The organism is Roseivivax jejudonensis (genome assembly GCF_900172265.1).
In the GTDB taxonomy this organism is placed as follows: domain Bacteria; phylum Pseudomonadota; class Alphaproteobacteria; order Rhodobacterales; family Rhodobacteraceae; genus Roseivivax; species Roseivivax jejudonensis.
The window spans coordinates 69,199-92,096 of record NZ_FWFK01000002.1; the positions used below are offsets into that span (position 1 = coordinate 69,199).

At 68.8% G+C, this 22,898-nt stretch carries 20 protein-coding genes; 11 read left to right on the top strand and 9 right to left on the bottom strand.

Annotated features, from left to right (window positions below):
* Positions 1–10: 10 nt before the first annotated feature.
* From ROJ8625_RS05405 to ROJ8625_RS05425, 5 genes are read right to left on the bottom strand one after another with little or no spacing between them, the layout of a single operon-like run.
* The gene (locus tag ROJ8625_RS05405) at positions 11–1,048 is read right to left on the bottom strand and encodes a sensor histidine kinase (RefSeq protein WP_085790865.1); all 1,038 of its coding nucleotides are present in this window, start codon (positions 1,046–1,048) and stop codon (positions 11–13) included.
* A gap of 13 nt (positions 1,049–1,061) precedes the next feature.
* Positions 1,062–2,264 (bottom strand): trans-sulfuration enzyme family protein, encoded by a 1,203-nt coding sequence (locus ROJ8625_RS05410; RefSeq protein WP_370738468.1) that lies wholly within the window; start codon positions 2,262–2,264, stop codon positions 1,062–1,064.
* Between the two features lie 51 nt (positions 2,265–2,315).
* Positions 2,316–2,837, bottom strand: coding sequence for a gamma carbonic anhydrase family protein (locus tag ROJ8625_RS05415; protein WP_085790866.1), 522 nt, complete (start codon positions 2,835–2,837; stop codon positions 2,316–2,318).
* Positions 2,834–3,478, bottom strand: a complete 645-nt coding sequence (gmk, locus tag ROJ8625_RS05420; protein ID WP_085790867.1) for a guanylate kinase — start codon at positions 3,476–3,478, stop codon at positions 2,834–2,836. The genes ROJ8625_RS05415 and gmk overlap by 4 nt, the downstream gene beginning before the upstream one ends.
* Before the next feature lie 5 nt (positions 3,479–3,483).
* Positions 3,484–4,374, bottom strand: a complete 891-nt coding sequence (locus ROJ8625_RS05425) for a YicC/YloC family endoribonuclease (protein ID WP_085790868.1) — start codon at positions 4,372–4,374, stop codon at positions 3,484–3,486.
* A 240-nt stretch (positions 4,375–4,614) separates the two neighbouring features.
* Between ROJ8625_RS05425 and ROJ8625_RS05430 the strand changes: the two genes are divergently transcribed.
* Positions 4,615–5,307: a PAS domain-containing protein gene (locus ROJ8625_RS05430; RefSeq protein ID WP_085790869.1), complete on the top strand. Its 693-nt coding sequence runs from the start codon at positions 4,615–4,617 to the stop codon at positions 5,305–5,307.
* A gap of 48 nt (positions 5,308–5,355) precedes the next feature.
* Here the strand turns inward: ROJ8625_RS05430 and ROJ8625_RS05435 are convergent, their stop codons facing one another.
* A complete protein-coding gene (locus ROJ8625_RS05435; RefSeq protein ID WP_085790870.1) occupies positions 5,356–6,264 on the bottom strand; it encodes a UTP--glucose-1-phosphate uridylyltransferase in 909 nt (302 codons plus the stop codon).
* Positions 6,265–6,679: 415 nt separating this feature from the next.
* On the opposite strand from ROJ8625_RS05435, the gene ROJ8625_RS05440 reads away from it, so the two are divergent.
* The 3 genes from ROJ8625_RS05440 to ggpS are packed head-to-tail and all read left to right on the top strand — an operon-like array spanning position 6,680 to position 10,081.
* Entirely contained in the window at positions 6,680–7,822 is a 1,143-nt protein-coding gene (locus ROJ8625_RS05440) for an NAD(P)H-dependent glycerol-3-phosphate dehydrogenase (RefSeq protein ID WP_085790871.1), read from the top strand.
* 1 nt (position 7,823) lies between these two features.
* Positions 7,824–8,591 (top strand): HAD-IIB family hydrolase, encoded by a 768-nt coding sequence (locus tag ROJ8625_RS05445; RefSeq protein WP_085790872.1) that lies wholly within the window; start codon positions 7,824–7,826, stop codon positions 8,589–8,591.
* On the top strand, positions 8,588–10,081 hold the full coding sequence (gene ggpS, locus ROJ8625_RS05450) for a glucosylglycerol-phosphate synthase (protein ID WP_085790873.1): 1,494 nt from the start codon (positions 8,588–8,590) through the stop codon (positions 10,079–10,081). Before ROJ8625_RS05445 ends, ggpS begins: the two co-directional genes overlap by 4 nt.
* Before the next feature lie 138 nt (positions 10,082–10,219).
* On the opposite strand, the gene ROJ8625_RS05455 is transcribed toward ggpS, so the two are convergent.
* Positions 10,220–11,587, bottom strand: coding sequence for a class II 3-deoxy-7-phosphoheptulonate synthase (locus tag ROJ8625_RS05455; protein ID WP_085790874.1), 1,368 nt, complete (start codon positions 11,585–11,587; stop codon positions 10,220–10,222).
* Between the two features lie 194 nt (positions 11,588–11,781).
* On the opposite strand from ROJ8625_RS05455, the gene ROJ8625_RS05460 reads away from it, so the two are divergent.
* The 7 genes from ROJ8625_RS05460 to ROJ8625_RS05490 all read left to right on the top strand — a co-directional run bounded on the left by ROJ8625_RS05460 (position 11,782) and on the right by ROJ8625_RS05490 (position 18,803).
* Entirely contained in the window at positions 11,782–12,783 is a 1,002-nt protein-coding gene (locus ROJ8625_RS05460; protein WP_085790875.1) for a GlxA family transcriptional regulator, read from the top strand.
* 182 nt (positions 12,784–12,965) lie between these two features.
* Positions 12,966–14,159 carry an ABC transporter substrate-binding protein gene (locus tag ROJ8625_RS05465; RefSeq protein WP_085790876.1) on the top strand — a complete coding sequence of 398 codons (1,194 nt, stop codon included), beginning with the start codon at positions 12,966–12,968 and terminating at the stop codon, positions 14,157–14,159.
* A 146-nt stretch (positions 14,160–14,305) separates the two neighbouring features.
* Positions 14,306–15,082, top strand: coding sequence for an ABC transporter ATP-binding protein (locus tag ROJ8625_RS05470; RefSeq protein WP_085790877.1), 777 nt, complete (start codon positions 14,306–14,308; stop codon positions 15,080–15,082).
* Positions 15,083–15,164: 82 nt separating this feature from the next.
* Positions 15,165–15,989, top strand: a complete 825-nt coding sequence (locus ROJ8625_RS05475; protein ID WP_085790878.1) for an ABC transporter ATP-binding protein — start codon at positions 15,165–15,167, stop codon at positions 15,987–15,989.
* Positions 15,990–16,045: 56 nt separating this feature from the next.
* Positions 16,046–16,498 carry a hypothetical protein gene (locus ROJ8625_RS05480; protein ID WP_159456729.1) on the top strand — a complete coding sequence of 151 codons (453 nt, stop codon included), beginning with the start codon at positions 16,046–16,048 and terminating at the stop codon, positions 16,496–16,498.
* Positions 16,498–17,508, top strand: a complete 1,011-nt coding sequence (locus tag ROJ8625_RS05485) for a branched-chain amino acid ABC transporter permease (protein ID WP_085790880.1) — start codon at positions 16,498–16,500, stop codon at positions 17,506–17,508. Before ROJ8625_RS05480 ends, ROJ8625_RS05485 begins: the two co-directional genes overlap by 1 nt.
* The gene (locus ROJ8625_RS05490; RefSeq protein ID WP_085790881.1) at positions 17,505–18,803 is read left to right on the top strand and encodes a branched-chain amino acid ABC transporter permease; all 1,299 of its coding nucleotides are present in this window, start codon (positions 17,505–17,507) and stop codon (positions 18,801–18,803) included. Before ROJ8625_RS05485 ends, ROJ8625_RS05490 begins: the two co-directional genes overlap by 4 nt.
* Positions 18,804–19,063: 260 nt before the next feature.
* Here ROJ8625_RS05490 and ROJ8625_RS05495 read toward each other — a convergent pair whose 3' ends face one another.
* Both ROJ8625_RS05495 and ROJ8625_RS05500 read right to left on the bottom strand, forming a co-directional pair.
* Complete coding sequence (locus tag ROJ8625_RS05495; RefSeq protein ID WP_085790882.1) at positions 19,064–21,460, bottom strand: calcium-binding protein; 2,397 nt, start codon at positions 21,458–21,460, stop codon at positions 19,064–19,066.
* A 174-nt stretch (positions 21,461–21,634) separates the two neighbouring features.
* Positions 21,635–22,720, bottom strand: coding sequence for a PA0069 family radical SAM protein (locus ROJ8625_RS05500; protein WP_085791337.1), 1,086 nt, complete (start codon positions 22,718–22,720; stop codon positions 21,635–21,637).
* Positions 22,721–22,898: the final 178 nt, after the last annotated feature.

The window sequence follows — 22,898 nt, forward strand, 5'->3', positions numbered from 1 at the left end:
CCCGCGTCGGTCATCCCGTCGGCAGGACGACGGTGAACTCCGAGCCCTCGCCAGGCGTCGAGTCGACCAGAAGCCGGCCGCGATGGCGGTTGACGATGTGCTTGACGATGGCAAGACCCAGACCCGTGCCGCCCCGCTCGCGGGATCGGTGCGTGTCGATCCGGTAGAAGCGTTCCGTCAGGCGCGGGATGTGCACCGGGTCGATCCCGGGCCCGCTGTCGGCGACGCGGATGCGAACGCCCTGCCCGCGCACCCGGGGCTCGTAGGACGGGCCGGTCAGGGCCACGCGGGTTGTCGTGCCCTCGCCCGAATACTTGATCGCGTTCTCGATGAGGTTGACCAGCACCTGCCGCAGCTGGTCGGTATCGCCAACGATCTCCGTCGTGCCGGAGCTCAGTTCCAGCGCAACGGTCACGCCGGCCTCGGCCGCCACGGGCTCGAGCGAGCGCACCGTGGCGCGGATGAGGGCGGCGAGGTCGAGCCGCGCGGTGGGGCGCACCCGCTCCTCGGCCTCGACCCGGCTGAGCGACAGCAAGTCGCTGACCAGCCGGTTCATGCGGTTGGCCTCGGATTCCATGATCCCGAGAAAGCGGTCGCGCGCATTCGGGTCCTCGCGCGCCGGTCCACGCAGCGTGTCGATGAAACCGATCAGCGCGGTGAGCGGCGTCTTCAGCTCGTGGCTGACATTGGCCACGAAATCCCGGCGCATCTGCTCGGCCTGCGCGCGGTGGGTCTCGTCCTCGAAGCAGACGATGACGCCGGTCGTCCCGCCCTCGTCGACCTGGCGCGCGGTGACGCGAAAGCTGGTGTCCTGACGCCCGTCGTTCGACAGGTAGACCGCTTGCGAGGGCGCGCCCGTCCGCAGGGCGCCCTCGACCGCCTCGAGCGTCTGGGGCTGGCGCAGAACGGTGATGAAGTGGCGCCCCTCGATCGTCGCGCCGAGCAGTGCGACCGCCTCGGCGTTCGCGGCGATGATGCGTTCGTCGCGCGCGATCAGGAGCGCCGGCATCGGGATCGCGGCAACGATGCTGCCGGGGCCTGCGACCATGGCGCGGTCCGCCTCAGCCGACGGCTTTCGCCGCGGCGAGCCCGGCGTCGATCGCGGCCAGCAGCGCCGCCCGGTCCTCGAGCCCGACCGAGATCCGGAACGTGCCCTCGGAGATCCCGATCGCGGCCCGGCCCTCGGGCGTGAGCGCGCGGTGCGAGGATGACGCGGGATGCGACAGCGTCGTGCCCACGTCCCCCAGCGTCGGCGCGAAGGCGAGCCCTTCCGCGCCCTTGGCAAAAGCGTTGGCCGCGCTGCGACCGCCGTCGAGGTCGAAGGTCACCATGTGACCGCCCTGCCCCCGCAGAACCGCCTGCGCCCGGCGCGCGTCGGGGTGATCATCCCGGGTGGGATAGAGCACGCGCGCGACGCCGTCGCGTCCCGCAAGGTGCGCAGCGAGCGCCGCCGCATTGTCCTGCGCCGCGGCGTAGCGCAACGCAAAAGTGGCGAGCCCGCGCTCGGCCAGCCAGCAATCGAACGGGCTGGGCGTCAGCCCGGTGGTCACGGCGAAATCGTAGATCGCCTTGCGCTGCTCGGGGCTGCGCGCCCAGACCCAGCCCAGCGTCACGTCGGAATGTCCGGCCAAAAGCTTGGTCACCGAGTGGATGACGATGTCGGCGCCGTGATCCGCCGGCGTGATCCCGGCCGGTGTGGTGAAGGTGTTGTCGACCGCCAGCAGGATCCCGCGATCACGACAGAGCGCGGCGATGCCGTCGAGATCGGCGATCCGCAGCGTCGGGTTGGACACCACCTCGATCAGCACCATCCGCGTTTCGGGCCGGACCGCCGCCGCGAAGGCGTCGAGATCGGTGGGATCGGCGAGGCTCGTCTCAACGCCGAACCGCGGCAGATCCTCGCGCATCAGTCGCAGCGACCTGCCGTAGAGCTGGTCGCCCCCGAGGACGTGATCGCCGGCCGACAAGAGGCCCATCAGCGCCGCGGTGACCGCCGCCATGCCCGAACCGGTCACGATGCCACCTTCCACGCCTTCCAGCGCGTCGATGCGCCGGGCGAGGATATCGGCGTTCGGGTGCCCCTCGCGCGCATAGGTGTGACCCTGCGCCCGGCCCTCGTATTGCGCATCGAGCGAATCCGGCGTGTCGCTCGCGTAGACCACCGACGGCATGATCGGCGTCACCACGGGGGCGGACGCGCCGCGCAGGAGCGGGCCGGGCCGCATCAGCGTGCGCTTCACGGTCGGGTCGGAGGGCTTGTTCATCGTCTTGTCTCTTTCTCGATCACGTCCGGCCAGACCGTGGCCGGCCCGTCGTCACAGCGGGCGCAGGCCGTCCCGGAAGCGCGCCGCGTTGTCCTGGTAGTGAAGCGCCGAGGCTTGGAGCGCCTGGATGGCGGCGGCATCGAGCTCGCGCACGATCTTGGCCGGCATGCCCATGACCAGGCTGCCGTCGGGGATCTCCTTTCCCTCGGTTACCAGCGCGCCCGCGCCGATCAGGCAGTTCCGCCCGATGCGCGCGCCGTTCAGGACGGTGGCGCCCATGCCGATCAGGCTGTTGTCGCCGATCGTGCAGCCATGAAGCATCGCCTTGTGCCCGATCGTGCAGTTCGTTCCGATCGTCAGGGGGAACCCCATATCCGTGTGACAGACGGTATTTTCCTGCAGGTTCGTGCCGTCGCCGATCGTGATCGGCTCGTTGTCACCGCGCAGCGTGGCACCGAACCAGACCGATGCGCGCGCGCCGAGGATCACGTGCCCGATCACGTGGCTGCCCGGCGCGACCCATGCGTCATCGGCCACGTCCGGGCGCTTGTCTCCGAGTGCGTAGAGCGTCATCGCAACCCCTCCTCGAATTCCGACTGGAGCGCGCGCACGTGCTGCGTCAGCCCCGGTTGCTGGCTGCGGCGCAGCCGCGCCGCCGTCACTATGGATTTCAGCCGCGCCTCAGTCTCGTCGAGATCGGCGTTGACCAGCACGAAATCATAGCCGCCCCAGTGGCTGATCTCGTCCCAGCTTTTTTCCATACGCTTGCGTATCGTGGCCTCGGAATCCTTGCCACGGTCCACCAGCCGGCGCTTCAGCTCGGCGATCGACGGCGGCAGGAGGAAGATCGACAGCGTGTGCAGGTTGAGCGGCGAATTCTGAAGCTGCTGAGCGCCCTGCCAGTCGATGTCGAACAGCACGTCGCGCCCGGCATTGATCGCCTGTTCCACCGGCGCCCGAGGCGAGCCGTAGAAATTGCCGAAGACGTGCGCGTGTTCGAGCATCTGGTCGTTCTGGACCATGCGGCGAAAGGCGGCGTCGTCGACGAAGCGGTAATCCTGGCCGTCGACCTCTCCCTCGCGCGGGGGCCGCGTGGTGGCCGAGACGGAGAACTCGATCGTCGGATCCCACACGCGCAGGCGCTTGGCGAGCGTCGACTTGCCCGCGCCGGAAGGCGACGAGAGGATGATCAAGAGGCCGCGGCGGGTCTCCATACGCGTCACTCCACGTTCTGGACCTGCTCGCGCATCTGGTCGATCACGACCTTCAGCGCGAGGCCGATCTCGGTCAGGGCGGTCGACCCGGCCTTGGAACACAGCGTGTTGGCCTCGCGGTTGAACTCCTGCATCAGGAAATCGAACCGCCGGCCCATCGGGGCGTCCGCGCCGAGCAGCCCGCGCGCGGCCGCGACATGCGCACCGAGCCGGTCGATTTCCTCGGTCACGTCCGCCTTGACCGCGATCAGGGCGAGCTCCTGCGCGACGCGGTCCGGGTCCGCGCCGTCGGCGTGGTCGGTTACTCGGGCGAGCGCCTCGGCCAGCCGCGTCTTCTGTTCGCCGGCGCGGTCCGCCGCCGCGACGCGCGCGGCGTCGGTCAGGCGCGCGACCTCGTCGAGTTGCGCCGAAAGGATCGTGGCGATGGCCGCGCCTTCGTCGGTCCGCATGGACACGAAGGCGTCGATCAGGCCGGGCAGATCGGCCAGAACGGCGCGCGCCAGCGCATCCGGGTCCGGCGCCGCCGCGCCCGCCTCGAGCACGCCGCGCAACGCCACCACCTGCGCCGCGGTGGCCGGGGCGAGGTCGACGCCCCTTTCCTGCGCCGCCGCCTCGACCTGCGCGACGGCGTCCAGCACCGCATCCAGCGCCAAGGGATCGAGCCTCGGGGTCGAGGCACCATCGTCGGCCGTCACCCGCAGCGACACGGAGACCGATCCGCGCGCGACACGATCCTTCAGGGCCGCGCGCACGGCCGGGTCGAGCCCCGGGAGCCAATCCGGCAGACGCAGCCGCAGATCGAGACCCTTGGAATTGACGCTGCGGATCTCCCACAGCCAGCTTGCGCCCGCTCCGGCGCCTTGAACGCTGGCATATCCGGTCATCGACTGGGTCATGGAAATCCGCCCTCCGCGCGGCCCGCGAAGGCACCGCAGGGGCGACCTACGCGAGCGCGACGATCAAGGCAAGACGCGCGCCCGCCAGGGGCCAAGCCCCGGGCAGCGTTAACCTTTGAGACGGAATTGAGGCGCATTTGCGGCGAATACCGGTATGTTAAGGGAAAGTTAGGAAATGCCGGCAAGGCTGGAGGATGGCGCGATCATCCCCGCCCTTCCGGCCGGACCGGAGGCCGCAGGATGTCCGATCACAGCAAGTTCCCGTCGCGGGTGGTGCCGATGACCGAGCATGAACGCGCGCGCCGTCTGCGTCCGCTGACCCTGATCGAAAGCTACTGGCACGCGCTTGCATCCGAGGCGGGCGGCATTCCGTTTCGCAACGATGTGGACCCGCGCGGCATCCAGGACGCGCTGGAATACGCCTTTCTGGCCGAGCGTGCGGCGCCGCGCGTGGCGCGGTTGCGCGTGGCCGGTGCGCACCTGTCGGACCTGATGGGAATGGAGGTTGCGGGCTTGCCCCTGAGCGCGTTCCTGATGCCGGACAGCCGCGATCCGCTCGGCGACGGCATCTGCAGGGCATTCGCGCAGAACGCGGCGCTGTGCGCCGACCTGCAAGCGGCCACGTCGCTCGGGCGGCCGGACTTGTCGGCCCATCTCCTACTGATGCCGCTGCGTTCCGAGAGTGGCGAGATCGACCGCGCCCTCGGCGGGTTGGTCAGCGTGGGGCGGATCGGGCGCGTGCCGCGCCGCTTCAACCTTGTCGATCTGACCGTGCGCGCGGTGGAGGTCCCGAGCGGCACGGCCACGGATCCGATGTCCTCGGGATTCGCAGAGGATCGCGCGCCCTATCGCCCAAGTCCGGTCAATGCAGAAGCGCGCGACCGGACACCGGCGCGGCCAGCGCATCTTCGCCTGGTGGTGTCGAACGACTGACCGTTGCGCATGCCGCTGCGCGCACGGGCGCACCGACACGCGCGAACATCACTCCGCAGCGACGGGCTTCGGCGCCAGATCGGCGAGCGTCGCGCGGAATTCCGGACGCTGGCCGGCATAGGCGATGGTCGCCTGCAGCATGCCAGCCTTCGAGCCACAATCGTAGCGCGCGCCGGAGAAGCGGAAGCCGCACATGCCGACGCTCTGGGCTCCCTTGGCGATGGCGTCTGTCAGCTGGATCTCGCCGCCGGCGCCGGCGGGCAGCCCGCGCAGATCGTCGAAGATCGACGCGTCCAGCACGTAGCGCCCGACGACCGCCTGCCGCGACGGCGCGTCTGCTGGATCGGGCTTTTCGACCATGCCGTCCGCGAGGATCAGCGGACCGTCACGGCCTGTGACCGACAGGATCCCGTAGTTGGACACCGCGTCCTCGTCGACCTGCATGGTCGCCACCATGTGTCCGGCCTTCCCGCCATCGTAGGCTGCAATCATCTCGGCGATGCAGCCCGGCTCACCGAGGATGAGGTCATCGGGCAGGATGACCGCCACCGGCCCCGGCAAAGCCTCGTCCGCGGCACAGAGCACCGCATGGCCGAGGCCGAGCGGTTCAGGCTGCATGACGAAGGCAACCTGACGCTCGCCGTCGCACAGCGCGTTGTCGTGCAGCATGTCGGCCAGCGTGTCCTTGCCCTTGTCGCGCAGGGTGGATTCGAGCGCGGCGTCTTCGGTCACGTAGCGCTCGATCGCCGACTTGGACGGGTGGCTGACAAAGACCATCCGCTCGATCCCGGCGGCGCGGGCCTCGTCGATCGCGAACTGGATCAGCGGCTGGTCGAGCACGGGCAGCAGTTCCTTCGGCGTCGACTTCGTGGCCGGCAGGAACCGCGTGCCGAGTCCGGCGACGGGGAAGATTGCCGTGCGCACGCGGCGCGGGGTCTGCTGGGTGGCGTCGGTCATCTGAGTCCATTGCTCCTTGTGACGGTTCGGTCGGTCGCCGCGCTGCGGCAGCGCACTGAGGATATGAGGGGCCGTCGACATGTCAAAAATGCTGCCACGCGGCATTCGGTTCCCGCCAGCGGGAAGATATCGAAGTTGATATTTATCAATGCCTTATCTCTAACGAGCCATAGCAATGGCGGATGTGCGCCGACCCTGCATTCAACTTAAGATTGTCGCCCAGATGTTCAATTCGCAAGAATTGACCCCGCTCTCTGCTCATTCGGCAGTCGCCGGGCGCGCGGAGCGCCCAAAAACCGGGCAATCACGGTCGCGTGGCGTTCCTTCGCATCAGCGGTGGACTTGGAGCCGTCTGCGCCTAGGCTCAGACAGGTGCATCGGTGCGCCGGCACCATGCCGATCCTGCAGCCTCTCGATGGATGGACCGACCCTGAAACTCCCCGAACGACATCCCGAACCCGCCCGTCCCGGCATCGTCTACGCACGTCCCTACGCGCGTCTCGCGGTCCTCGGCATGGGCTCCTGGGGCACCGCGCTCGCCTCGGTCGCGGCCGCGGCCGGACGCGAGGTGCGGCTCTGGGGCCGACGCGAGGAGCTTGCGGAGAAAATGCGCCGCACGGGCATGAACCCGGATTACCTGCCGGACACGCCCCTGCCCGACGGCATCGAGCCCACGTCCGAGCTCGCCTACGCGCTCGACGGCGCCGAGGCGGTGCTCATCGTCACGCCGTCGTCGTCGCTGCGCGAGATGTGCGCCGCGCTGCGCCCCCACCTCGCCCCGGGCGTACCGCTGGCGCTGTGCTGCAAGGGGATCGAGCGGCATACCGGCTACCTGCTGTCGCATCTCGTGGAGGAGGAACTGCCGGGCCATCCGGTCGGCGCGCTCTCCGGCCCGACCTTCGCCAAGGAGACGGCGCTCGGCCACCCGACCGCCGCGACCATCGCCTTCGAGTTCCGCTACACCGACCGGCTCGAACCCGACAAGAGCCCGGCCGCGCGGCTGTCGGTGTCGATGTCCTCGAACTCGTTCCGGCCCTACATGTCCGACGACCTCGTGGGCGTCGAGGTCGGCGGCGCGGTGAAGAACGTGATCGCCATCGCCTGCGGGATGATGACCGGCGCCGGCTTTGCCGAGAACACCCGCGCCGCGCTCATCACCCGCGGCATCGACGAGATGAAGGTCCTTGCCGAAGCGCTTGGCGGCAAAAGGGAAACCGTCACCGGCCTGTCGGGGGCCGGCGACCTGACGCTGACCTGCTCGTCCATGACATCGCGCAACATGAGTCTCGGCGTGCAGCTCGGCGAGGGCAAGACCCGCGCGGAATGCTTCGAAGGCAAGAACGTTGTCGTAGAGGGCGAGATCTCGGCGGCATCCGTGGTCGAGCTCGCCCGCCGGATCGGCGTGTCGATGCCCATCTGCGAGGCAGTCCACACCATCCTCTACGACGGGGCCGATCTCGACCAGACCTTCACCGATCTCTGGGCGCGCCCGATCGAATCCGAGCCGCGCGCGCTCGAGATCGAGCTCGTCCACCCCGCCACCATGCCAGAGGCCTGACGTGACCCGACCCCTCAAGGACAAGCAGTTCGTTCTCGCGACCGATCTCGACGGGACCTTCCTCGGCGGCAGCGAGGACGACCGCCGCCGGCTCTACGACTGGATCGAGGCGAACCGCGACACGATCGGGCTCGTCTTCGTCACCGGGCGCGATCCCGGCTTCATCGCCGAGCTCTGCGAGGGCGGCGTGCCGTGGCCGGAATACGCGATCGGCGATGTGGGCACGACGATCGCCCGCATCGACGGCGGCCGCGTGACGCCGATCCCCGAGCTCGAAGCCGAGATCGAGGCGGCGTGGGGCGATGCCGGCCCGCGCGTGCGCGATGCGCTCGACGGACATCCCGGCCTGACCCTGCAGCCGACGGAATTCCGCTACCGCGTGAGCTTCGATCTCGACCCGCACGCCTTCGACGACAGCGCGATCACGCGCGTTCGCGACATGGGGCTCGACGCGCTGATCTCGGACAACCGCTTCTTCGACGTGCTGCCGCGCGGCGTGTCGAAGGGTCCCTCGCTCCGCCGCTTCGTCGATCACCAGGGGATCGACGACCGCCGCGTGCTCGCCGCGGGCGACACCCTCAACGACGCATCGATGCTGGAATCCGGGCTGCCGGCCGTCGCGGTCGGCGGCGCGGAGCCCGCGCTTCTCGACCGTCTCGAGGGCCTGCCCCACGTGCATCGCGCCACGGCCATCGGCGCGGCCGGCATTCTCGAGGCCGTCGCGGCCCTGTCCCTGCATCCGCTCCCGGAAGGAGAGAGGTTCCCATGAGCAGCGAACTCGTCATCGTCTATCACCGCCAGCCCTACGAGGAGGTGGTCGAGAACGGCCAGACCGTCTTCAAGGAAAACAAGAGCCCCAACGGCATCGTGCCGACGCTCAAGTCCTTCTTCGGACGCGTCGAGAACGCCGCCTGGGTCGCCTGGAAAGAGGCCGAGACCCCGTCCGATCCCGGCTTCGAGCGGGTGATCGAGATCGAGGACAGCTTCGGCAAATACACCGTGTCGCGCCTGCCCCTGACCAAGGCGCAGGTGTCCTCGTTCTACCACGTGACCTCGAAGGAGGCGTTCTGGCCGATCCTTCACGGCTTCAAGGAGAAGTACAATTACGACCCGGTCGACTGGCCGACCTTCAAGGAGGTGAACTGGGCATTCGCCGAGGCCGCCGCCGCCGAGGCCGCGAAGGGCGCAGCCGTCTGGGTGCACGACTACAATCTCTGGCTCGTGCCCGGCTATCTGCGGCAGATGCGGTCGGACGTCAAGATTTCGTTCTTCCACCACACGCCGTTTCCCGCCGCGGACATGTTCAACGTGTTGCCCTGGCGCGGCGAGATCGTCGATTCGCTGCTGTCCTGCGACGTGGTCGGCTTCCACATTCCGCGCTACGCCGCCAACTTCGTGTCGGTCGTGCGCAGCTTGCGCGACGTGGGCCAGGTGCCGCGGCAGCCGGTCGATCCGGATTTCATCTCCGAGGGCTCGGCGCTGTCGGACCGCACCGTCCCGCGCGAGATCCACACCGAGGACCGTGTGGTCCGGTTGGGCACCACGCCGGTCGGGGTCGACACCGACTACATAACCTCGGTGGCCGACCGCGAAGAGACCGACGCGCGCAAGGACGAGGTGCTCACCGCCATGGCGAGCCGCCGACTGATCCTGTCGGTGGGCCGCACCGACTACACCAAGGGCGGGGCCGAACAGCTCCTGACCTTCGAGCGGCTGCTCGAACGGCGCCCCGATCTCGCGCAGGAACTCAAGCTTCTGCACATCTCGGTCTCGGCCAACCGCAACATGACGGCCTACGCCGAAATCCAGTCCGAGATCGAGCAGATCGCCGGCCGCATCAACGGACGCTTCGCCACCTTCGACCGTACGCCGGTGTCGCTGATCTCGAACGCGATCCCCTTCACCGAGCTCGTCGCCTATTATCGCGCCGCGGACGTGGCGTGGATCACCCCGCTCGCCGACGGGATGAACCTCGTGTGCAAGGAATTCGTCGCGGCCCGGTCGGACGGCGACGGCGTCCTCGTGCTGTCAGAGTTCGCCGGCGCGGCGATGGAGCTCAGCTCGGCGATCCTGACCAATCCCTATTCGCACAAGAACATGGATCACGCGATCGACCTCGCGCTCGACATGCCGCAGGAGGAACGCCGCGCCCGCATGCAGGAGCTGCGCCGCCTGGTGATGAAATACAACACCGAGGCCTGGGCGCGCGACCAGCTCGCGCTCCTGTCACCCGAGGATTTCGGCACCGAGGCCGCCTGACCGCGCCGCGCGCCGGGCCACCCCGGGGGCGGCCCGGCGCGCGATGCCCGCAAAGCTTTGCCCCTGGTCTTCTTCTTGGGTCAAATACTCCGGGGAGCGCGAGGGGCAGCGCCCCTCGCCGGTCACGCCCCGCCCGTCTCAGCCCGTCGCCGCGTTCAGCGCCTCGCGGTGGGCGGTCAGTTCCTCGGCGACGAGGAACGCGAGCTCCAGCGACTGCGTCGCGTTGAGCCGCGGGTCGCACGCCGTGTGGTAGCGGTCGGACAGGCTCTCGTCCGACACGGCGTGCACGCCACCGGTGCATTCGGTGACGTCCTGGCCGGTCATCTCGAAATGCACGCCGCCCGGGACGGTGCCCTCGGCCTTGTGCACCGCGAAGAAGTCGCGCACCTCGCGCAGTACCGCGTCGAACGGGCGGGTCTTGTAGCCCGAGGCGGACTTGATCGTGTTGCCGTGCATCGGATCGCAGACCCAGGTGACGTTGGCGCCTTCCTCGCGCACCGCCTGAATGAGGCGCGGCAAGTGCTCGGCCGCCTTTCCGGCGCCGAAGCGGGCGATCAGGGTGAGCTTGCCGGCCTCGTTCTCGGGGTTGAGCCGCGCCATCAGCGTCTTGAGATCCTCGGGCGTCAGCGACGGGCCGCATTTCAGGCCAACCGGGTTCAGGACGCCGCGCGCGAACTCGACATGCGCGCCGTCGGGCTGGCGCGTGCGGTCGCCGATCCAGATCATGTGCCCCGAGCCCGCCAGCCACTTGCCGGAGGTCGAATCCAGCCGGCAGAGCGCCTCCTCGTATTCGAGCAGCAGGCTTTCGTGGCTGGTGAAGAACTCGACCGTCCGCAGGTTGTGGTTGGTGTCGCTCTCGAGCCCTGCGGCCTTCATGAAGTCGAGCGTGTCCGAGATCCGGTTGGCGAGGTCGCGGTACTTCGCGGCCTTCTCGCTCTCGGTGAACCCGAGCGTCCAGGCATGCACCTGGTGCACGTCGGCGTAGCCGCCGGTCGAGAACGCGCGCAGGAGGTTCAGCGTCGCCGCGGCCTGGGTGTAGGCCTGCAGCATCTTCTGCGGATCGGGACTGCGCGCCGCGGGCGTGAAGTCGAGCTCGTTGATGATGTCGCCGCGGTAGGACGGAAGCTCATGTCCGCCGCGCACCTCGGTCGGGGCCGAGCGCGGCTTGGCGAACTGCCCGGCCATGCGGCCGACCTTCACCACCGGGACCTTGGCGCCGTAGGTCAGCACCATCGCCATCTGCAGCATCACCTTGAAGGTGTCGCGAATGCCGTCGGCGGAGAACTGGTCGAAGGCCTCGGCGCAGTCGCCGCCCTGCAGCAGGAACGCCTCTCCGCGCCCGGCGGCGCCGAGCTGACGCTTGAGCGTGCGGGCCTCGCCGGCGAAGACCAGTGGCGGATACTGGGCAAGCCGGGCTTCAACCGTGTGCAGCGCATCTGCATCGGTATAGTCCGGCATCTGCACCCGCGGCTTGTTGCGCCAGGCCGATTTCGTCCACTCGCTCATCGTGTCTCTCCGTCTTTCGGTTCGCGCGTCGCGGGTGCGTGCCGACGGGGCCGCGACAGTGCCCGAGGTCTATAACCGAAGCGGCCCGCCGCTGGCCAGCGAAGAAAACGCCGGGGGCGCTTGACGCGGGGCCTCAGTTCTGGACTCTGCCCTGCTATCCGGACGTGCTTCGGACCTGTTCAAGAGGTGTGAGGATGGCGCAGTACGCGGCCTCGTCAGTCACCGGAGAGACGGCAAAGCCGCGCCGGTTCGTGTTCGTGCTTCTGGCCGACTTCACGCTATTGAGCTTCGCCTCGGCGGTGGAGGCGCTCCGGATCGCCAATCGCATGTCCGGGCGCACGCTTTATACCTGGGTGACGGCCGGCGACGGCGGGGGCACGGCACGCTGTTCGGCCGGCACGGAGTTCACTCTCGACGGCGATCTGCCCGAGATCAACCGGGGCGACACGGTCATGGTCTGCTCCGGCCTGCGCGTGCGCGAGGCGCTGAGCAAGCGCCTGCTGGGCTGGCTGCGGCGCGAGATGCGCCACGGCCCGGTCCTGGGCGCGCTCTGCACCGGGACGCAGGTCCTCGCGGAGGCGGGCCTGCTCGACGGCAAGCGCGCGACCATTCACTGGGAGAACCACGACAGCTTCGCCGAGGAGTTCGACGAGGTGCAGCTGACCAAGTCGGTCTTCGCGATCGACGGCAACGTGGTCAGCGCCGCGGGCGGCACGGCGACGATCGACCTGATGCTCTACCTGATCGCGGATCACCACGGGCCCGAGCTCGCCAATGCCGTGGCCGACCAGCTGATCTATTCGTCGATCCGCACCGACCAGGACACCCAGCGGCTGTCGGTTCCGACGCGGATCGGCGTGCGCCACCCCAAGCTCGCCGAGGTCATCCACCGGATGGAGGCGCATATCGAGGAGCCGATCAGCCCGGCGACGCTGGCCACCCAGGTCGGAATGTCGACGCGCCAGCTCGAACGGCTGTTCCGGCGCTACCTCAATCGCTCTCCCAAGCGCTACTACATGGAGCTGCGCCTGCAGAAGGCGCGCAACCTCCTGATGCAGACCGACATGAGCGTCATCACCGTGGCGCTGGCCTGTGGCTTCGCGAGCCCGTCGCACTTCTCGAAGTGCTATCGCGCGCATTATGACACCACGCCCTACCGCGAACGCGGCAGCCACGGGTCGCGCGAGCAGGCCTGACGCGCCGGCAGCGCCGGGGGAACGCCGGGCGCGCCGTGCCAAACTCCGCGCAATCAGCGCCTTGGCGGGCGATCTTCGTGCGTCTGGCGGCGCGGGGGCCGGCGCGGCGCCTCTTTACTTTTCGCGCGGCCCGATCCTACGCTCCGGCGCAGGACCAGACGTCCAAACAGGGAGACCACATTATGAAAAAGCTCATGATGGCCACCGCCGCGGCGGCGCTGGCCGCGGGCGGAGCCCACGCGCAGAGCGAGGACGTGAAGATCGGGATCATCCTCGGCTTCACCGGACCGATCGAGAGCCTGACGCCGGCGATGGGCGCCTCCGCCGAACTCGCCATCGCCGAGGTGAACGACAGCGGCGCGTTCATGGACGGCACCACGATCACCCCGGTCACCGCGGACTCGACCTGCGTCGACAGCGCCGCAGCCACCGCTGCGGCGGAGCGTCTGGTGACCACCGACGGCGTCGTGGCGATCATGGGCGCGGACTGCTCGGGCGTGACCGGTGCGGTCCTGTCGAACGTCGCGGTGCCGAACGGCGTGCCGATGATCTCGCCGTCGGCGACGTCGCCGGGCCTGTCGACGGCCGAGGATGACGGGCTGTTCTTCCGCACCGCGCCCTCCGACGCGCGCCAGGGCGAGGTTCTGGCCGGCATTCTCGAGGACCAGGGCGTGAGCTCGGTCGCGGTTACCTACACCAACAACGACTACGGCAAGGGCCTGTCGGACAGCTTCGTCGCGGCCTTCGAGGAGGCCGGCGGAGAGATCACGCTGACCGCGCCGCACGAGGACAACAAGGCCGACTACTCCGCCGAGATCGGCGCGCTCGCCTCGGCCGGCGGCGAAGTGCTGGTTGTGCTGGGATATGCAGATTCCGGCGGCCGCGGCCTGATCCAGGCGGCGGCTGACACCGGCGCGTTCTCGACCTTCATGATGGGCGACGGGATGTTCTCCGAGGCGCTGCTCGAAGATCTGGGCGGCGTGCTCGAGGGCTCCTACGGCGCGGTGCCGTGGTCGCAGGGCGAAGGCGCGGACGCGTTCGCGGCGCTGGTGAACGAACGGGCCGACTTCGATCCGGCCGGCTCCTACACCCGCGAGAGCTACGATGCGGCGGCGCTGCTGATCCTCGCGATGGCGGCGGGCGGCGAGGCCACCTCCGAGGCCGCGGCGGCCAACGTGATGAACGTGGCCAACGAGCCCGGAGAAGAGATCCTGCCCGGCCAGCTCGGCCGCGCGCTCGAGATCCTCGCCGAGGGCGGCGACATCGACTATGTCGGCGCGACCGACGTGGAGCTGATCGGCCCCGGCGAGGCCGCGGGCACCTACCGCTACTACACGATCACCGACGGCGCGTTCGAGACCGTCGAGTTCCGCTAAGTCGGACTTGCACTCCGGGGGACGGCCGTACAGAAGTGCGGCCGTTCCGCATATCCGGGCCGCGCGATCGGCCCGTTCGCCGATGCGGCGACACGAACGAACGACGCGCGCCCGCGAAGGCGCCGCGCTGACAAGGGGATGACCGCGTGATCCGGGTGGAGAAGCTGCACCGCCATTTCGGCGGATTCCGTGCCGTCGACGGCGCCACGCTCGAAATCGCCGACGGCTCGATCACCGGGCTCGTCGGGCCGAACGGCGCCGGCAAGACGACGCTGTTCAACGTGATCGCCGGCGCCCTGCCCCCGACCTCGGGCCGCGTGATGATGGACGGCGAGGACGTGACCGGCCTGCCGCCGCACGCGCTGTTTCACAAGGGGCTGCTGCGGACCTTCCAGATCGCGCACGAGTTCTCGTCGATGACCTGCCGCGAGAACCTGATGATGGTGCCGCCGGCGCAATCGGGCGAAACCCTGTGGAACGCGTGGTTCGGTCGCGCCCGGATCCGCGAGGAGGAGGACGCGCTGCGGCGCAAGGCCGACGAGGTGCTCGACTTCCTGACGATCTCGCATCTTCGGGACGAGCGCGCCGGCAACCTCTCGGGCGGACAGAAGAAGCTCCTGGAGCTTGGCCGGACGATGATGGTCGATGCAAAGATCGTGTTTCTCGACGAGGTCGGGGCCGGCGTGAACCGCACGCTTCTGAACACGATCGGCGACGCGATCCTGCGGCTCAACGCCGAGCGCGGCTACACGTTCTGCATGATCGAGCACGACATGGATTTCATCGGCCGCCTCTGCGACCCGGTCATCGTCATGGCCGAGGGCAAGGTGCTCGCCGAAGGCACCATCGAGCAGATCAAGTCCGACGAGCGGGTGATCGAGGCGTATCTCGGCACCGGGCTCAAGAACAAGGAGAGCGCGTGATGGCGGCGCGGTCGGGCCGGCGGGAGCTCCGCTCCCTGCACCCCACGGAGTATTTCCGCCAAGAAGAAGCGGGGGGCCGGGAATGAGCGATCCGCTGCACGACGACCGCGGCAATCGCGACCGGTCGATCACCAACCCGACCGGACGCGGCAGCTACTATCCCAAGGGGCGGTCGGGCGACGTGACGCCGGCGCCCGAGGGCCCGTTCCTGATCGGCGACGCGATGACCGGCGGCTACGGCCGCGGCGCGGACATCCTGCACGGCTGCACCATCGCCGTGGAGCGCGGCGAGATCGCGGTGATCGTCGGGCCGAACGGCGCCGGCAAGTCGACCGCGATGAAGGCGGTGTTCGGGATGCTCGACCTGCGCGAGGGCGCGGTGCGGCTCGACGGCGAGGACATCACCCGCCTGACGCCGCAGGACCGGGTGAAGAAGGGCATGGGCTTCGTGCCGCAGACCTCGAACATCTTCACCTCGCTGAGCGTCGAGGAAAACCTTGAGATGGGCGCCTTCATCCGGCGCGACGACATCTCCGGCACGATGGCGCAGGTCTACGATCTTTTCCCGATCCTGAAGGAGAAGCGGCGCCAGCCCGCGGGCGAGTTGTCCGGCGGCCAGCGCCAGCAGGTGGCGGTTGGGCGCGCGCTGATGACGCGCCCCAAGGTCCTGATGCTCGACGAGCCGACGGCGGGCGTGTCGCCGATCGTGATGGACGAGCTCTTCGACCGGATCATCGAGGTGGCGCGGTCCGGCCTGCCGGTGCTGATGGTGGAGCAGAACGCCCGGCAGGCGCTGGAGATCGCCGACAAGGGCTACGTGCTGGTGCAGGGGCGCAACGCGCATACCGGAACCGGGCGCGAGCTTCTGGCCGACGACGAGGTGCGGCGGAGTTTCCTGGGGGGATGAGGATGGGTGCGACACCGAAGGCGTCCGTCCGGGCCTGCGCGACGGCGGGCCTGGTTATGGCGGGCCCGCTTGCCGCGGAGGATGTGACGCGCGGCGATCTGATGGTCTGGCACTGCGAGATCGCCGCGGTCGAGACGGACCTGGCGGAGCCGCCCGCCAGGGTCGGTGACTGTCTGCTATGGCTCTACGGCTCGGCGATCGCCACCGGCTCGTCGTGCCGGCACGCGCGCCTGCGGACGCCGGACGGCGCCACCTTCTATGCCTGCCGGATCTCCGGTGGCGCGCCGCTGCCGAAGCCGGCCCAGCTTGCCGCGTGGCGCAGCGTGATGACGACCGACGGGCCGTTCGGCGCGTGGACGCTGTTCGACGACACGGGCGCGCGCACGTACCGCGCCGGCTTCTCCTGCACGCGTCTGAGCCTCGGCGGTCTGCCGGAGCGCCCCGATTGCAGCCCGACGGGCGAGTCCGCGCGGCTCTCTCCGATCGTCCCCGGTCCGGGAGCGTCGTGATGGATATGCTGAACGCGTTCGTGGCGCTGTCGAATTTCGTGCTGATCCCGGCGATCGCCTATGGCAGCCAGTTGGCGCTGGGCGCGCTCGGGGTGACGCTGGTCTACGGCATCCTGCGGTTCTCGAACTTCGCCCACGGCGACACCATGGCCTTCGGAACGATGGTGGCGATCCTGGTGACGTGGGGGCTGCAATCGCTCGGCGTGAGCCTCGGGCCGCTGCCTACGGCGCTCCTGGCGATTCCGTTCGGGATCGTCGGCTGCGCCCTTCTGCTCCTGGCGACCGACCGGCTCGTCTTCCGGTTCTACCGGGTGCAGAAGGCGGTGCCGGTGATCCTCGTGATCGTGTCGATGGGCGTGATGTTCGTCTACAACGGGCTGACGCGCCTGGTGATCGGGCCCGAAAACCGCACCTTCGCCGATGGTGCGCGGTACCTCGTGAACGCGCGCCAGTTCCGCGAGTGGACGGGGCTGGCCGAGCCCCTGGTGATCCGCGGCACGCAGGCGATCACGGTGGTGACGGCGGTGATCGTGGTGGCTCTCCTCTTCTGGTTTCTGACGCGCACGCGCACGGGCAAGTCGATGCGGGCGTTCTCCGACAACGAGGACCTCGCGCTGCTGTCGGGGATCGACCCCGAACGGGTGGTGCGGGTGACGTGGCTGATCGTGGCGGCGCTGGCGACCATCGCGGGCGTGCTCTACGGGCTCGACAAGAGCTTCATGCCCTTCACCTATTTCCAGCTCCTGCTGCCGATCTTCGCCGCGGCCATCGTCGGCGGCCTGGGCTCCCCGCTCGGCGCGATCGCCGGCGGCTACGTGATCGCCTTTTCGGAGGTGGCGATCACCTATGCCTGGAAGAAGGTTCTGGGCTACGTCCTGCCCGACAGTCTCGCGCCCGACGGGCTCGTCCAGTTGATGGCCACCGACTACAAGTTCGCGGTGAGCTTCATGATCCTGGTGGTGGTGCTGCTGTTCCGGCCCACCGGCCTCTTCAGGGGGAAATCGGTATGAGCCCGACACTTCGCACGCCGCTGATGTTCGCGCTGGTCGCGGTCCTGATCGTTGGGACCGGGATCGTGCAGAGCTGGAACTCGGCGCTTCTGATCCTCAACATGGGCCTCGTGTCGGCGGTCATGTCGCTGGGGGTCAACCTGCAATGGGGCTTTGCCGGGCTGTTCAACGTAGGGGTCATGGGCTTCGTCGCGCTGGGCGGGCTGTCGGTGGTGCTGGTGTCGATGCCGCCGGTCGGAGACGCCTGGGCGGCGGGCGGCGCGCGCATTCTCGCCGGGCTCGCGATCGGCGCGGGCGCGCTGGTGGCGGCGGTCCTGGCGTGGCGCCGGGTCGCGCGCCGGTGGCGCGGCTGGGCCGTGGCGGCGCTCCTGATCGCGGGCTTCGCGATCTACCGCGCGGTGCTCGGCCCGGCGGTCGACGCGGTCGAGAGCGTCAACGCCGCCTCGACGGGGTATCTCGGCGGGCTCGGGCTGCCGGTGCTGTTCGCCTGGCCGGTGGGCGGCGCGCTCGCCGCGGGGGCGGCATGGATCATCGGCAAGACCGCGCTGGGGCTGCGGTCGGACTACCTGGCGATCGCGACGCTCGGCATCGCGGAGATCGTCATCGCCGTGCTGAAGAACGAGGACTGGCTGGCGCGCGGGGTGAAGAACGTGATCGGCCTGCCGCGCCCGGTGCCCTACGAGGTCGACCTGCAGCGCGATCCGGGCTTCGTCGAGCGCGCGGCCGGTTTCGGGCTCGATCCGACGACGGCCTCCACGCTTTACGTGAAGGCGGGATACGGGCTTCTGTTCGCGGCGGTGCTGGTGATCGTGCTGGTGCTCGCGCAGCTCGCTCTGAACTCGCCCTGGGGCCGGATGATGCGCGCGATCCGCGACAACGAGACTGCCGCCCGCGCGATGGGCAAGGACGTGACGCGCCGCCACCTGCAGGTCTTCGTGCTCGGCTCGGCGATCTGCGGCGTCGCCGGCGCGATGATGACCACGCTCGACGGCCAGCTCACCCCGTCCTCCTACCAGCCGCTGCGCTACACCTTCCTGATCTGGGTCATGGTGATCGTCGGCGGATCCGGCAACAATTACGGCGCGGTGCTCGGCGGATTCCTGATCTGGTTCCTGTGGGTGCAGGTGGAGCCGATGGGCCAGGCGTTGATGGGCCTCGTGACTTCCGGGCTCGCGGACGGGCCGCTGAAGTCGCACCTGCTCGGCAGCGTGCAGCACATGCGCCTGCTGACAATGGGGCTGGTGCTGCTTCTGGTGCTGCGCTTCTCGCCGCGAGGCCTTCTGCCGGAGCGGTAACGCCCAACCGGGTGCGGCCCCCCACAATTCCCGCGTTTGACGGATGCGGGTTTACGGGGGCGGCGCCGCGGCGCACGGCTCCCCTCTGCGCGGGCTCGCTCTGTCGCGGCGCCGGACGGCCGCGCGATGTCCCGAGCCTTCATGCCCACCGGCGCTTCGTGAAAAAGGCCCATGCCGGATCGCTCCGGCATGGGCCCTGTCTTGCCTGCTCGTAGGCCTTCGGAGCCCGGCGGGGCCGCGCCCCGCCGGAGACCCTGCCGTCACACGAAGATGAAATCCTCGGATCCGATGTCGGCCGCATCGACGCCCTGAAGCACGATGTCGTGGCCGTCGATGGTGACGGTGGCGGACATCATGTCTTCGGTCGAGCTGTCGGTGACCGTGGCATCGTCGAAGGTCACGCCGCGCGCCTGGATCAGGTCCGCACCGTCCTCGAAGTCCATGATCGTGTCGGTCTCGCCCGAGTTGATGAGGTTGAAGACGAAGAGGTCCTCGCCCTCGTTGCCCCAGAGCATGTCGTCACCGAGACCACCGTTGACGGTATCGGAACCCGCCTGACCGTGCAGCTCGTCCGCGCCGGCGCCGCCGGCCACGAAGTCGTCGCCAACCCCGGCAAAGACGGTGTCCATCCCGGTGCCGCCGCCGATCAGGTCGTCGCCCGCGCCGCCTTCGATGGAGTCGTCGTTGAAGCCGCCGCCGAGCGAGTCGTCGCCCATGCCGCCGGTCACGATGTCGTCACCCTGACCGCCGCCGGCGGTGTCGTCGCCCGTACCGCTGAGAACGAGGTCGTCACCGAGGCCGCCGTTCATGAAATCGTTTCCGGCATTGCCGTAGACGATGTCATTGCCCGAACCCGCGCCGACGATATCGTTGCCGTCGCCGCCCTCGATGCTGTCGTTGCCGGCACCGCCGCCGATGTTGTCGTTGCCGGCTTCGCCGCGCACGGTGTCGGTCCCGGCACCACCGGCCAGCTCGTCGTTGCCGTCGCCGGCGAAGAGCAGGTCGTTGCCGTCGTTACCGGCCAGGAAGTCGTCACCCGCAGCGCCGCCGATGTTGTCGTCACCGTCGCCACCGGACAGGAGGTCGTCACCGCCGGCACCGCGCAGGATGTCGTTCCCGCCTTCGCCGTAGGCTTCGTCTCCGGCCATGCCGGTCTGGGTGTTGGCAGTGTCGTCATCCACGTCGTCACCGTCGATCCAGGTGCCGGTGTGGATTTCGTCGTTGCCGTCGCCGCCCATGATCGTGTCGGACCCGTCGGCCCCGGCATTGAAGTCGATCCCGGCCGCCGCCGAGACACGGGTGTCGTCGTCACCGGTGATGATGTCGTCGCCGGCCGAACCGGAAATCATGTCATCGCCCGCGCCGCCGGCATAGCCGTTGTCGTATTCCGAAAGCGGCAGCGCGCCCGACGCGCCGTTGTCGGCGTTGTTGCGGGTGTTGTCGCTATCGGCGTCGAGGATCGTGTCGTTGCCGCTTTCGCCGGCCAGCACGTCGTCGCCCATGTCGCCTACGAGGATGTCGTCACCCTCGCCACCCGACGCGGTGTCGTTGCCGCTGCCGGTATGGGTGTTGTCGAAGCCGTCGTCACTGTCGGCCCAGGTCCCGACGTGGATCTCGTCGTTTCCTGCGCCACCCGAGATCATGTCGTCGCCATCGGCGTCGACATCGAACATGTTGCCGGCTGCGTCGGACACGCGGCTGTCGTCGTCGCCGCTGATGATGTCGTCGCCGACACCGCCTTCGAGCGTGTCGTCGCCGTCACCGCCGGCATAGCCGTTGTCGTAGTCCGACAGCTCGAGGGAGCCGGCCGCGCCATCATCGGCATCGTTCTCGGCGTTCGTGTCGTCGTCACCGCCCGACACCATGTCATCGCCGGCCAGCGCGTCGATCACGTCCGTGCCGGCGCCGCCGGTCAGGTCGTCGTTGCCCTCGGTGCCGGTGAGCGTGTCACCGCCGGCGTCGGCGGTCGCCGTCGTGCCGAGCACCGCCTGCTGGTCGTTGAAGATCTCCATCGCTTCTTCGAGCGTGGTCTCCTCGATCTCGCCCGCGGCTGCCGGAAGGATCGGGATGAAGCCGCCGGCCCCGTTGACTTCGCCTTCGGTGCCGTCGCCCGAGCCCTCGGGGACAGTCACGCCGTGCAGCACGATCTCGCGGAACGGCAGCGGCAGAACGTCGTCACCCTCGTAGTCGGTCATCGTGACCGGGCTGCCGAAGTCCTCGTCGTTGTTCACGTCGAAGGAATAGCTGTAGGTAAAGCTGCCGTCGGCGTTGGTCATCGGCGCGTTGCCGTCCTCGTCGACGAGCGTCAGGATCACGTCGCCGTAGTTCGGAACGCCTTCAATGACCTCGACGAAGCCGTCGCCGTCCGTGTCGGCGGAGATATCGGGCGTCATCGAATCCGCAGCGCCGTTGGCCGGGTCGCCGCCTTCGAACAGGCCGTGGATGTGCTGGGGCACGCCGACCGACGACTCCATGCCGTCCACGGCAATGGAGACCGACAGGATCTGTTCGCCGTCATCGTTCTCGGGCGCGAGCGTAAGGAGCGCGGTCCCGGTTACGCCGGAATTGTTGAGCGACGCGAAGTCGACCGAATAGATGGCCTCGGCCGAGGCGAGTCCGTCCTCGAACATGCTGAGAGATTGCGGGGTGGCAGCCATGGAGCCTCCAAGTGGATCTGAATTGAATTCGCACGGCAGTCACGCGACACGACGCGTCGCTGTTTCAGAAAATTGGCTAACAATCTTGCAAGTGCGGGCTCTCCCTCGGACATTTCGGCCGCGCACGGGACCGCAACCCGCCGGAGCGAAACGACATTCCGCCGGTGTCGCCGGCTAAAACAATGCGAGCTGATCGCCCTTTTGCGGCGGGACGCGAAACAATCCCGCTTGGAGCGGTGCGGTCGGCCGATCGAGGCCGAGACGGCGCGCGGCGATCTTGAACCGGTGGCCGATGACCTCCGCGTACGGTCCCTCGCCCCGCATCCGGCGGTGCCATGCGCTGTCGTAATCCTTGCCGCGGTGCATTTCGCGCAGGCGGTTCATGATGCGTCCGGCGCGATCGGGATAGTACTCCTCCAGCCAGTCGCGCCAGAGCGGCGCGACCTCGCGCGGGAGACGCAGCATGATCCAGCTCGCCGCGTCGGCGCCCGCGGCGGCCCCCGCCTCCATGATGCGCTCCATCTCCGGGTCGGTGAGCGCGGGCACCACGGGCGACACCATCAGCCGCACCGGGATGCCCGCCGCGCTCAGCCGGCCGATGGCCGCGAGGCGTCGCGCAGGCGCGGGCGCGCGCGGCTCCAGGCGCCGCGCCAGCTGCGCGTCGAGCGTCGTGACCGACAGCCCGACGCGGACAAGTCCCTCTGCCGCCATCGGTGCGAGGATGTCGATGTCGCGCTCGATGAGCGTGCCCTTGGTGACGATCCCGACCGGATGGCGGAATGCGCGCAGCACTTCGAGGATCTGACGCATGATGCCCCGGTCGCGCTCGATCGGCTGATAGGGATCGGTGTTCGTGCCGATGGCGATCGGGGCGACCCGGTAGCGCGGCGCGCGCAGTTCGCGCGCCAGAACCTCGGCGGCATGCGGGCGCGCGATCAGCTTCGTCTCGAAATCGAGCCCGGGCGACAGGTTCAGGTAGGCATGGGTCGGCCGGGCGAAGCAGTAGATGCAGCCGTGTTCGCATCCCCGGTAGGGATTGATCGTGCGATCGAACGGGATGTCGGGCGAGCGCACGTAGTTGATGAGGCTGCGTGGGCGCTCCTCCCGCACGTCCGTGCGCAGCAGAGCGGTCTCCTCGGGGATGTCCCAGCCGTCGTGGGTCAGCTCGCGCGCGTGCCGTTCGAACCGACCGGAATCGCAGGAGGCGGCGCCGCGTCCGCGGCGACTGTCGCGTTCGACCGGGTTGAGATGCCGTGTCATGCCCCGAATATGGAACATAAAGAGAACATCGACAATGGCATGGCGGACACGGCAACGGAATATTCAGAACGGCCGTCGCATTATCCGCCTGCGAAGTCGCAAAACAGCGCTTTCACAGGGCCGGGTCCGAGGATTGTGGGCGAAGGTATGCGATTGGCGACCAAGCGTGTGTTAGGGC

What these genes read in the sequence shown, in the direction of transcription:
- ROJ8625_RS05415 (WP_085790866.1), bottom strand. Translation starts at nt 2,837, where the DNA reads ATGACGCTCTACGCACTCGGAGACAAGCGCCCGGACGTGGCCGATGAC.
- ROJ8625_RS05435 (WP_085790870.1), bottom strand. Translation starts at nt 6,264, where the DNA reads ATGACCGACGCCACCCAGCAGACCCCGCGCCGCGTGCGCACGGCAATC.
- ROJ8625_RS05485 (WP_085790880.1), top strand. Translation starts at nt 16,498, where the DNA reads ATGGATATGCTGAACGCGTTCGTGGCGCTGTCGAATTTCGTGCTGATC.
- ROJ8625_RS05455 (WP_085790874.1), bottom strand. Translation starts at nt 11,587, where the DNA reads ATGAGCGAGTGGACGAAATCGGCCTGGCGCAACAAGCCGCGGGTGCAG.
- ROJ8625_RS05500 (WP_085791337.1), bottom strand. Translation starts at nt 22,720, where the DNA reads ATGACACGGCATCTCAACCCGGTCGAACGCGACAGTCGCCGCGGACGC.
- ROJ8625_RS05410 (WP_370738468.1), bottom strand. Translation starts at nt 2,264, where the DNA reads ATGAACAAGCCCTCCGACCCGACCGTGAAGCGCACGCTGATGCGGCCC.
- ROJ8625_RS05490 (WP_085790881.1), top strand. Translation starts at nt 17,505, where the DNA reads ATGAGCCCGACACTTCGCACGCCGCTGATGTTCGCGCTGGTCGCGGTC.
- ROJ8625_RS05405 (WP_085790865.1), bottom strand. Translation starts at nt 1,048, where the DNA reads ATGGTCGCAGGCCCCGGCAGCATCGTTGCCGCGATCCCGATGCCGGCG.
- ROJ8625_RS05480 (WP_159456729.1), top strand. Translation starts at nt 16,046, where the DNA reads ATGGCGGGCCCGCTTGCCGCGGAGGATGTGACGCGCGGCGATCTGATG.
- ROJ8625_RS05495 (WP_085790882.1), bottom strand. Translation starts at nt 21,460, where the DNA reads ATGGCTGCCACCCCGCAATCTCTCAGCATGTTCGAGGACGGACTCGCC.
- gmk (WP_085790867.1), bottom strand. Translation starts at nt 3,478, where the DNA reads ATGGAGACCCGCCGCGGCCTCTTGATCATCCTCTCGTCGCCTTCCGGC.
- ggpS (WP_085790873.1), top strand. Translation starts at nt 8,588, where the DNA reads ATGAGCAGCGAACTCGTCATCGTCTATCACCGCCAGCCCTACGAGGAG.
- ROJ8625_RS05460 (WP_085790875.1), top strand. Translation starts at nt 11,782, where the DNA reads ATGGCGCAGTACGCGGCCTCGTCAGTCACCGGAGAGACGGCAAAGCCG.
- ROJ8625_RS05425 (WP_085790868.1), bottom strand. Translation starts at nt 4,374, where the DNA reads ATGACCCAGTCGATGACCGGATATGCCAGCGTTCAAGGCGCCGGAGCG.
- ROJ8625_RS05440 (WP_085790871.1), top strand. Translation starts at nt 6,680, where the DNA reads ATGGATGGACCGACCCTGAAACTCCCCGAACGACATCCCGAACCCGCC.
- ROJ8625_RS05475 (WP_085790878.1), top strand. Translation starts at nt 15,165, where the DNA reads ATGAGCGATCCGCTGCACGACGACCGCGGCAATCGCGACCGGTCGATC.
- ROJ8625_RS05465 (WP_085790876.1), top strand. Translation starts at nt 12,966, where the DNA reads ATGAAAAAGCTCATGATGGCCACCGCCGCGGCGGCGCTGGCCGCGGGC.
- ROJ8625_RS05430 (WP_085790869.1), top strand. Translation starts at nt 4,615, where the DNA reads ATGTCCGATCACAGCAAGTTCCCGTCGCGGGTGGTGCCGATGACCGAG.